The organism is Gemmatimonas sp., assembly GCF_044376735.1.
Lineage (GTDB): Bacteria > Gemmatimonadota > Gemmatimonadetes > Gemmatimonadales > Gemmatimonadaceae > Gemmatimonas.
Window position 1 is genome coordinate 42,423 of sequence record NZ_JBILKJ010000016.1, and the last position, 9,755, is coordinate 52,177.

The following is a 9,755-nucleotide window of genomic DNA, read 5'->3' on the forward strand; positions in this document are numbered from 1 at the left end:
CGCTCAACTCATGACTCATATGCAACGCATCGTTCGACGTGGCGCTCTCGTCGCGTTCTCCGGGCTCAGCCTTGTCGGCTGCTCGGACTTCCTCACGGTTTCCAATCCCAACGTCATCAACGCATCGGCCATCGACCCGGTGAATGACGCGGCGACACTCGCCGCCTCGGCGCAGCAGAATTTTGCCGTGGCGCACGGCTGGTTTGCGATGTACCAGTCCTGGATGGTTGGCGAAACGCTTGTCGCCGAGACGTTCCCGACGCGCAACGAGTACGGTCGTCGCGAGGTGTTGAACACGAACGGTTCCCACAACAGCGACGTGTGGCAGCCAATCTCTGTGGCATTGTCATCGGCCTCGGCGGTGCTCAATTTGACCTTGCCCACGCCGACGACGAACCTGTCATATGCACGGGCTGCCGCGTTCAAGGGCATGAGCTTCGTCTACATGGCCGAAAGCTTCTGCGTGGGCGTGTCGAACGGTGGTGGTCCGCTCACCACGGCGCAGATGCTCGACTCGGCCGTCGCCTCGTTGACGCAGGCGGTAGCCGTCGGCACGGCAAACGCCACGGCTGATGGTATTCAGCTGGCAAACGTCGCGCGCGTCGGCTTGGCGCGCGCGCACCTTCAGGCTGGGCGTACGGCCGAGGCCATTGCCGCGGCGCGTGCCGTGCCGGCCGGCTTTGTGTTCAACCTGGCCACGATTGACGACCCGGCGCAGCGCACGCGCCTCGGCAATCGGTTGTGGCAGTTCACCCTCGACCGTGGATCGATCACGGTGGCGCCCGCCTACCGTATCACGGATGATCCGCGCATTCGTTTCAAGACGCCCGCTCAGCACAACCTCGCTCCACAGGATCCGGCAAGCGGACCGTTTTTCATTCAGGACAAGTACCCTGCGTTCAATACCCCGCTCCGGTTGGCCTCGAAGTTGGAAGCCGACTATATTGAGGCCGAGGCGACAGGTACCACCGCGCAGCTGGCGTTCATCGCCCTGCGTCGGGCGGCCAACAACCAGCCGGCATACGCCGGATCGCAGGCTGCCGCGGACGTCCTGACGGAGTTCTTCGAGCAGAAGGGGCGTGACTTCTATCTCGAAGCGAAGCGTATGGGCGACTTCCGCCGTCGTCCGCTGAACGTCCGCAACCTGCCCGTGCCGGGCGCGCCCTACTTCAAGCCTGGTTTTGCACAGATCGGCAATCAGACCTGCTGGCCGCTTCCGGTGCAGGAAACGGACAACAACCGCAATTTCCCGCGCAGCTAAGCATGGTGACCGTCAGCGTCGCGGAGCATGACTGACGCGGCCGCGACGCTCAGCTGACAGGACGGGCCGCTTCCCTCTGGGAGCGGCCCGTTCTGTCATTCGGCTCTGCCACAGCGATTCTGTTTTCCATTTACGGGAATGGGCCTGTGAAATCTCAAGGCGCGGTGATTGGAGTCAGCGACGGGCCCATCAGACCGTCACGTTTCCCTGACACTTTTACTGTAAGGAATAGTTGACAGTCCGCGCATTGAACCGCACCTTAGTTTGCATCGAGTCAGCGAGGCCGTAATGTCCGCCGCGCGGCAACACCTGCAGGAACTTGCCATCGTTTTCCGCGTTCAACTGGCGAGGGCTGTTTACTCCCGTCTGTTGACTCGCGGTAGTCGTCATCCCGCTTGACCACCGTTTTGATGAGTTTCCGTGCCGGCATGAGTCCTTTTACGCAGCCGATGCTGCCCACGGTAGCATGATCGCCCACGCGTCCTTGGACGACGCGTCCGAATGTGCCCGGATCACGATGGCGCATGCGCGGACCTTTTCGCTGGCGAGCAAGCTGCTCCCGGGCGCGAAGCGCCGCGCCGCCTATGCCTTGTACGCGTTCTGCCGGATCGCCGATGACTTGGTTGATCAGGCCGATCACGACAACGTGTCGGAGCTGGCGGTCCAACTCGATGCCTACCGGTCGCAGCTGCAGGCTGCCCTCGACGGCCGCCCCAGCGGGCCGATTTTCCGCGAAGTGGCGTGGGTGGCGCGGGAATACGATGTGTCACCCGCCCCGCTGTTCGAACTGCTGGACGGCGTCCAGCGTGACCTCGAGTCGCAGACGTACGCCACGTGGGAGGAGCTCGAGCAGTACTGTGAAGGCGTGGCCAGCTCGGTTGGCGAGATGTGTACATATGTGTTCGGCGTCCCCGCCGGTCCGGCCATGCGCACTCAAGCCATTCGGTATGCCCGGACCCTCGGCACCGCCATGCAGCTCACCAATATCCTGCGGGATGTCGGTGAAGATGCCCAGCGTGGCCGATGCTACCTCCCGGCCGAAGACATGGCCCGCTTCGGCCTCACGCCGCAGGATGTGCTGACCCGTGGCCCCGAGCTGGCCAGCCACGCCGGCTGGGCGCCGCTGATGGCGTATGAAGTGAGCCGAGCCCGCGCCTTGTATGCGGCCGCGATGCCCGGCATCGCGCTGCTCGACGGCGATGCTCAGCGCTGCGCGGCGGCCTGTGCCAACGGCTATGCCGGTATCCTCACGGCCATCGAAGCGCAGAAGTATGACACCATTTCGACCCGTGCACGCATTGGTCGCATAGCACGCGTCGGCATTCTCTGGAATGCTTGGCGTTATCGCGCGCCGGCGCCTGATCTTTCCGCCTTGGGACATGGTCCACGGATCGTGTGGGAACCCAACGCGGGGGCGTCCAACGCCGATTCCCTGATCCGACTGGCCTGAGGCGCACCTGGTATGACCGCTTCCCCCAATGTTCGGGACTCCCTTCGGGACTCCTCACCGTCCACGCTGTTCAAGATTGCTGGCCTCACCCTGCTGGGGCACGCCTTCTTCAGCGCGTTTTCGGCCTTCGCGTTCGCGACGTTCCTGGTGCCACCGTATCCCGAGTGGTTGCAAACCGCGCAGAACCAGAAGGTCATGGCCGTGGGCTTCGCGTACGGTGGAGCGACCACCGTTACCCTCGGCGCGATCGCCGGGCTGACGTTTCTCGCGCATTGCATCGGCGCCCGTCGGGCGATGCTGGTGTTCCTCGCGTCCTTCGTGCTGGCGTTCATCTCCGAGTATGCCGGCACGGTCACCGACTATCCGTTCGGCGCCTACGAGTACACCAGTCAGTTGGGGTACAAGATGTTCGGCCGTGTGCCGTTCAACATCCCGACGTCGTGGTTCTACATGTTGGTGGCCTCGCTGGCCATTTGCGGCCGATTCCTTCCGGCCAAAGACGACAACACCTCGAAGTGGTACTGGGCGCTCATGGGTGGGCTGGTGCTGACGGCGTGGGACGTGTCGATGGACCCGGCGATGGTGAAGACGAACCACTGGTTCTGGCAAATGGGGAGCTTGTCCGACCGCTCCGCCTTCGAACAGTTCATCGGCAAGCCGATCTTCTTCGGTATGCCCATCACCAACTGGCTCGGGTGGCTGCTGACCGGCATCATTGTGGCGCGCGTCATGCTCGCCATCGTGCCGCCCAGCGTCTGGGCCACCAAGGTGTCGCCGCATCGCCTGCCGATCACGCTGTACGCCTTGAACGGCCTCCTGCCGCTCGCCATCTGCTTCCGGCAGGACATGGTGTTGGCCGGCGTGCTGGGCACGATTGCGATGGCGATCCCCCTGTGGGCGGCGCTCCGCCACGACCCGCAGCCGCTCAGCACCCTCGGCACGACGACCGCGACGGCGCGTGTCGCCGTGCCCGGTCGATGATGCCGCCCACCGGCCACCGGCGGGCGGGCACGGTTTTGCGGATCACGGCGTTAGGCTCATGATCGCTCCGATGGATCGACTGGTCCCGATTTTCGATTCCGACGCGCTCCCGATCGGCATTCTGGTCCTCATCGTGATCGAGGCCACCGTGCTGTACCTGTGGCAGCGACGGACCCCATCGTCGGCGCTCGGCTCGCCCAACACGGCGCGCATCGTGTCGTTTCTCGGCGCGGGCGGATCACTGGTCGCGGCGATGATCTTCCATCGTCGCCCGGATCCGTCGCCCGAGGGGTTTGCTCTGGCCATGCTGGCCGCGCTCGTGATTCATCTCTGGCACATTGCCGTGCTGCTTCGCCGCTGATCAACGCGGCGGAGCGGCGCTCCCCGCTTTCTTCAGCACCTCGGTTCATGCGCATTGTTGTCATCGGCAGCGGCTTCGGCGGACTCGCCGCCGCCATTCGCCTGCAGGCACAGGGCCACGATGTCACGATTGTCGAAAAGCTCGACAAGGCCGGCGGCCGCGGGTACGTGTTCGAACAGGATGGGTTCTCGTTCGATGCCGGCCCCACGATCATCACCGCACCGTGGCTGATCGACGAGCTCTTCGCGCTGACCGGCAGGAAAACCGAAGATTACATCAAGCTCGTCCTGCTCGATCCGTTCTATAACATCCGGTTCGAAGACGGGTCGGTCTTCCATTACAACGGCGACCGCGACGCCATCGTGCGTCAGGTGGGTGAGTTCAATCCCGACGACGTCGCCGGCTACTTGAAGTTCCGCGACAAGGCGTGGGAAATCTTCAACGTGGGCATGCCGCTCATCGACAAACCGTTCCTCACGGCCGGTTCGATGATCAAGATGCTCCCCGACCTGATCCGCACCAGGTCCGACATCTCGGTCGCGGCACTCGCCGACAAGTATCTCAAGGACGAGCGCCTCCGGCAGGTGTTCTCGTTCCATCCGCTGTTGGTCGGCGGCAATCCGTACAAGACGTCCTCGATGTACGCGCTCATCCACAAGCTGGAGCAGCAGTGGGGCGTGCTGTTCGCCATGGGTGGCACTGGGGCACTCGTGCGGGGGCTCGTGCAGGCGTTCGAGGATCTTGGCGGCACGATTCGCTTCGAGAGCGAAGTCAAGGAAATCACGGTCGACATGGCCCGCCGCCGCACAACGGGCGTGAAGCTGGTAGGCGGCGAAGTGCTCAAGGCCGACGCGGTGGTATGCAACGGGGACGTGGCGCAGGCCTATCGCACGTTGCTGCCGCCCGAGGCACGCCCCTCCATGAGCAATGCCAAGGTCGAGCGGATGCGCTTCTCCATGTCGCTCTTCGTGATCTATTTCGGCACCGATAGGCAGTACGAGGACATTGCGCACCATGAGATCATCATGGGCCCGCGCTACAAGGCGCTGCTGGAAGACATCTTCGAGAAGAAGATTCTGGCGGACGATTTCTCGCTCTACCTGCACCGCCCCACCGCCACCGATCCGTCGTTGGCACCGCCGGGACACGACTGCTGGTATGTGCTGTCCCCGGTGCCCCATCTCGGCGGCGACGTGGACTGGGAAGCCGTGGGCCAGCGGTATCGCGACCGGATCATGGCCTATCTGGAAGAGCGCTACATGCCGGAGCTCAGCAAGCATATCGTTACCGAGCGCCGCATCGACCCGCGGTACTTCGAGAAGAGCCTCAACAGCTATCTCGGCAGCGCCTTCGGTCCGGAGCCCGTGCTCACCCAGTCGGCTTACATGCGCCCGCACAACGTGAGCAAGGACATCCCGAACCTGTACTTCTGTGGCGCCGGTACCCATCCGGGGGCCGGACTCCCCGGCGTGATCTCCAGCGGCAAGATCGTCGCGGAACTCATTGGTGGCGCGCCTGCTCGCGCTGCGACGCCGGCCCCGGAGCTCTCGCTGCGCTGACCGCATCCGGCCGGCGACACGCGTCGCGCTGGCCATCGTCCCCGATCACAGGGCGGCCGTTCGGACTTTTCCGTCGGCGGCCCTGTTTTCGCAGTTCACCCCGACTCCCTGCCTCACTTAGATTCCGCCGCATGACCATCACCATTACCCCGACCGAGAGCGCGGGAGTCTCGCGCCGGATGCAGATCTCGGTGCCGGCTGACACCGTCGCGTCCTACGAAGAAAAGGCGGCGCGCAAGTACGCGACGCAGGCTCGCATTCCTGGCTTCCGCCCCGGCAAGGCCCCGACCGCGATGGTGCGCAAGCGCTACGCCAACGAAGTGCGTCAGGAGGCGATCGAGCTCGCGATGAACGACGCGTTTCGCGAGGCCGTCGAGCGTGAAGGGCTCAAGCTCGCCGCCCAGCCGCACGTGCACGATCTCAAGGCCGAACCCGGCCATCCGCTCGAGTTCGAGTTGCACTGCGAAGTGCGCCCCGAGCTCACGCTGGAGAAGCTCGAGGGCTTCACGGTGGCGCGACGCGACTCGGCCGTGACCGACGACCAGATCGACGAGCAGATCGAGAAGATCCGCGAGCAGAAGGCCGACTGGGCGCCGGTTGAAGACAAGCCGGCCCCCGGTGACATGGTCACCGTGATGCTCGCCACGGCCGACGCCGATGGGTCCCTGCCCGAGGGCAAGGAATACCGGCTCGTGCTCGGCGGTGGACAGGCCATCGCTGGCATCGAGGAGCTCATCATGGAGACCACCCTTGGCGGCACCACGGAGCGTCAGGTGCGGTGGCCCGACGACTTCCCCGACGAATCGCAGCGTGGCGCCACCAAGCTCGTACGCGTGGTGCTGACCGACGTGAAACGCAAGTCGCTCCCGGCACTCGACGACGCGTTTGCGCGAGAGATCGGCGACTTCGACACCGTGCAGATCCTGCGCGAGGCCGTGCGCACCGACATGGGTGCGCATGCGAAGCGCGAAGCCGACGCGGACGTGCGTGGACAGCTCATCGACCAGATCGTCGAAGCCAATCCGTTCGACGTGCCGAAGGCGTGGGTGATGCAGCTGGTCGACGGCTACATGCAGATGTACGGCGTGCCCGATGCGGAGAAGCAGCGCTTCGCGCAGGAATTCATTCCGATGGCCGAGCGTCAGGTGCGTCGCGATCTCATCGTCGACACGGTCGCCGAGCGGGAGTCGCTCACGGCGAGCGCGGCGGCGGTGGATGCGCGCATCGAGGAGCTCGCGAAGGCCCGGAACGTGGATCCTGGCCAGGTGTACGCGCAGCTGCAGAAGTCGGGTCGTTTGCAGGAGATCGAGCGTGAACTCACCGAAGACCGTGTCTTCGGCTGGCTGCTCGAAAAGAACCCGGTCACGACGGCGTAACCGTACGATCCCCGTTCGAGACACCGCCCGACCAACCGTTTCAGGAGAGTTGTCGCATGGCATCGATCTACATGCCGTACATCATCGAGCGCTCAAGCCGTGGCGAGCGCACCTATGACATCTTCTCGCGCCTGTTGATGGACCGCATCGTGTTCCTGGGGTCGCCCATCAATGACGACGTCGCGAACATCATCATCGCGCAGATGCTGTTCCTCGAGGCCGATAACCCCGAGAAGCCGATCCACCTCTACATCAACTCGCCGGGCGGTAGCGTGTCTGCCGGTCTGGCGATGTATGACACCATGCAGTTCATCAAGGCGCCGGTGCACACCACGTGCATGGGCATGGCGGCCAGCATGGGCGCGTTCCTCCTGTGCGCCGGCGCCGCCGGCCATCGCAGCGCGCTCCCGCACTCGCGCATCATGATCCACCAACCGTCGCAGAATGGCGGCGGTGGTTCGGCGTCGGATATCGAGATTCAGGCGCGCGAAATCCTGTATCTCCGTTCGAAGATGAACGAGCTGATGGCCAAGCACTCCGGGAAGCCGGTCGAGCAGGTCGAGCGCGACACGGACCGTGATCGTTTCATGAGTGCCGAAGACGCCAAGGTGTACGGCCTCGTCGACAACGTGATTCAGCATCAGGCGGAACTGGTTGCGGTAGCGAAGTAAGGAACAACAAGAACTCCCTAGGAAGCAGGGGGGAGGGTATCAGGAAGGAGGGCGCAGGAACCGCGTGCGGTTCGCCTGCTTCCTGCCTCCTGAAACCCTCCCCCCTGCTTCTTGGGGAGTTTGCAGTTTGCAGTTTTCAGTTATCGCACTTCTGCCACCCGCATCATCACCTCCACCGCCGGTCGCGTGGTGAGCCGCGCGAATGGCCGCACGCTGTCTGCATCGAGCGTGGTGAAGTCGAAGCGGCGCACGAGACTGGCCAGGATCAGCGCCGTCTCGATCGTCGCGAACGCAGCACCGACACAGATGCGCGGCCCCGCACCGAAGGGGATATAGGCCCCCGGCGTCATCTCGCCTTCGCGTTCGGGGAGAAAGCGGTCGGGATCGAAGCGGTCCGGGTTCACCCACATCTTCTGGTGCCGGTGCATACTCCACGGCGCGATCATGAGCATCGTGCCACGCTTCACGCGACGGCCGGCGATCTCGGTGTCCTGCGCCGCGACACGCGGCAGAAAGGTGATCGGCGGATAGAGGCGCAGCACTTCCCGGAAAAAGTTGCGCACGTAGGGTAGCCGCTTCGTGTGCTCGAGCAGCACGGGGCCGTCACCGACCACGCGCTCCACTTCGTCGCGCATACGGGCGACCACGTCCGGGCGCATGGAGAGGATGTAGAACGCCCACGTCAGGGAGCTGGCGGTGGTTTCGTGCCCGGCCAGAAAGAACACGCCCAGCTGGTCGATCAGTTCGTCGCGCGTGAACGGCAGCCCCGTGTCCGTGTCCCGCGCCTCGAGCACGGCGCCGGCGATATCATCGAGTCCGGTGGTCGCGATGCGCGTGTCGAGCATCGTGCCCAGATGCCGGCGGATGCGCGCGCAGGCATCGCGGACCGGCTGCGGCTGTGTGGTGGGCGACCACGGCTTGTCCAACAGCAGTCGCTTGATGTCGATACTCCCCACCTGCCGCTCGAAGCGCATGAAGTCTTCGAACACCTGCTGCGACGTCTCCCCTTCCAGCGGCACCGAGAAGATCGTCCGCGTGATCACGTCAGCCGTGAGATGACTCATGGCGGCGTCGAGCGAGAAGGTGTCCCCCGACGCCGACAGCGCCCGCAGCCGCTGCTCGAAGTCCTGGACGGCCGCCGCCATGAAGTCGAAGGCGCGGTTGATGCGCATATGCGAGAAGGCCGGGTCGACCATTTTCCGCTGCCGCCGCCAGGTGTCGCCACTGGTCACAAACATCGAATTGCCCACCAGATCTTCGAGGGCTTCCACGAACAGGTCGTTCTTGGGGAAGAGATCGTGATCGGTGAGAATCTTGTTCACCCAGGCCGGATCATTGATCAGCAGGATGCCGCGACGCGACGAGCCCAGCGGCGTGACCATCTCGCGGTAGGCTAGGTCGGGGAGCAGGCTGAGCAAATCCTTCTGACGGCGCCAGAGCAGCCGCAAGAGCGAGGTGACCGGCGCGCGAGGCACGGGCGCCGGCGGGCGATACAACGGGGACAGCGTAGCGTCAGGCACCCTGAGTGGTCATCCGCGCCGTTCGGCGCTGCGTGAGACGAATGCGCATCTGGTGGTAGATGATGATGGCCAGACCGACCACCAGCGGGATCGACCACATCTTCGGATTAAGCGCATTATGTGGCATGAGGCGGACGAATCCGAACGCCATGAAGGCCGTGTAGACGGAAATGCCCGAACCGACGATCGCCTTGACGTGCTCCAGCTGGTAGGCGATGCGCGACGGGTTCGGCGTGTAGATGAACCAGAGGTTCGTGAGCCCGGAGGCCACGCCGACCACCGCGATGCCCATCATGAGCACCTCATCGATCAACCAGCCGCGGTAGGCGCAGAGCAGCGCGGCGGCGATCACGAGCACATTGAGCCCCACGTTGGGCCATCGGCGATTCTCGAGGTGCTGCTTCTTGTTGCGCACCGTGACCAATCCGTGCCACACCAGGCTGATGGTCAGGATCGCCAGATACAGCATCATCCAGCCGAAAATGCCCTGGATGCGGGCGGGGGGCCAATCGGTGAGATGGGGGTGGGTGGCCACCGGGGCCAGAATGGTGTTCGCCCCCATGCCAATGGCCATCG

Annotated in this window: 9 protein-coding genes; 7 read left to right on the forward strand and 2 right to left on the reverse strand. The window is 64.2% G+C overall.

Translation table 11 applies throughout. The annotated features are described in order from the left end of the window. Window positions 1-10: 10 nt before the first annotated feature. The 7 genes from ACIRA7_RS04375 (at window position 11) to ACIRA7_RS04405 (ending at window position 7,659) form a co-directional block, all read left to right on the forward strand. Entirely contained in the window at window positions 11-1,261 is a 1,251-nt protein-coding gene (locus ACIRA7_RS04375; protein WP_396219598.1) for a hypothetical protein, read from the forward strand. A 466-nt stretch (window positions 1,262-1,727) separates the two neighbouring features. Further along, entirely contained in the window at window positions 1,728-2,711 is a 984-nt protein-coding gene (locus tag ACIRA7_RS04380; RefSeq protein WP_396219599.1) for a phytoene/squalene synthase family protein, read from the forward strand. Window positions 2,712-2,723: 12 nt separating this feature from the next. After that, a complete protein-coding gene (locus ACIRA7_RS04385) occupies window positions 2,724-3,692 on the forward strand; it encodes a carotenoid biosynthesis protein (protein ID WP_396219600.1) in 969 nt (322 codons plus the stop codon). Window positions 3,693-3,750: 58 nt separating this feature from the next. Further along, complete coding sequence (locus tag ACIRA7_RS04390; RefSeq protein ID WP_396219601.1) at window positions 3,751-4,053, forward strand: hypothetical protein; 303 nt, start codon at window positions 3,751-3,753, stop codon at window positions 4,051-4,053. 47 nt (window positions 4,054-4,100) lie between these two features. Beyond that, the gene (locus ACIRA7_RS04395; protein ID WP_396219602.1) at window positions 4,101-5,612 is read left to right on the forward strand and encodes a phytoene desaturase; all 1,512 of its coding nucleotides are present in this window, start codon (window positions 4,101-4,103) and stop codon (window positions 5,610-5,612) included. A gap of 131 nt (window positions 5,613-5,743) precedes the next feature. Then, window positions 5,744-6,988 carry a trigger factor gene (tig, locus tag ACIRA7_RS04400; protein WP_396219604.1) on the forward strand — a complete coding sequence of 415 codons (1,245 nt, stop codon included), beginning with the start codon at window positions 5,744-5,746 and terminating at the stop codon, window positions 6,986-6,988. Between the two features lie 56 nt (window positions 6,989-7,044). Next, on the forward strand, window positions 7,045-7,659 hold the full coding sequence (locus tag ACIRA7_RS04405) for an ATP-dependent Clp protease proteolytic subunit (RefSeq protein WP_171223885.1): 615 nt from the start codon (window positions 7,045-7,047) through the stop codon (window positions 7,657-7,659). A gap of 140 nt (window positions 7,660-7,799) precedes the next feature. On the opposite strand, the gene ACIRA7_RS04410 is transcribed toward ACIRA7_RS04405, so the two are convergent. After that, a complete protein-coding gene (locus ACIRA7_RS04410; protein ID WP_396219605.1) occupies window positions 7,800-9,179 on the reverse strand; it encodes a cytochrome P450 in 1,380 nt (459 codons plus the stop codon). Further along, the coding region (locus ACIRA7_RS04415; protein WP_396219606.1) for a hypothetical protein at window positions 9,172-9,755 on the reverse strand (584 nt) is incomplete at its 5' end. The genes ACIRA7_RS04410 and ACIRA7_RS04415, both read right to left, overlap by 8 nt.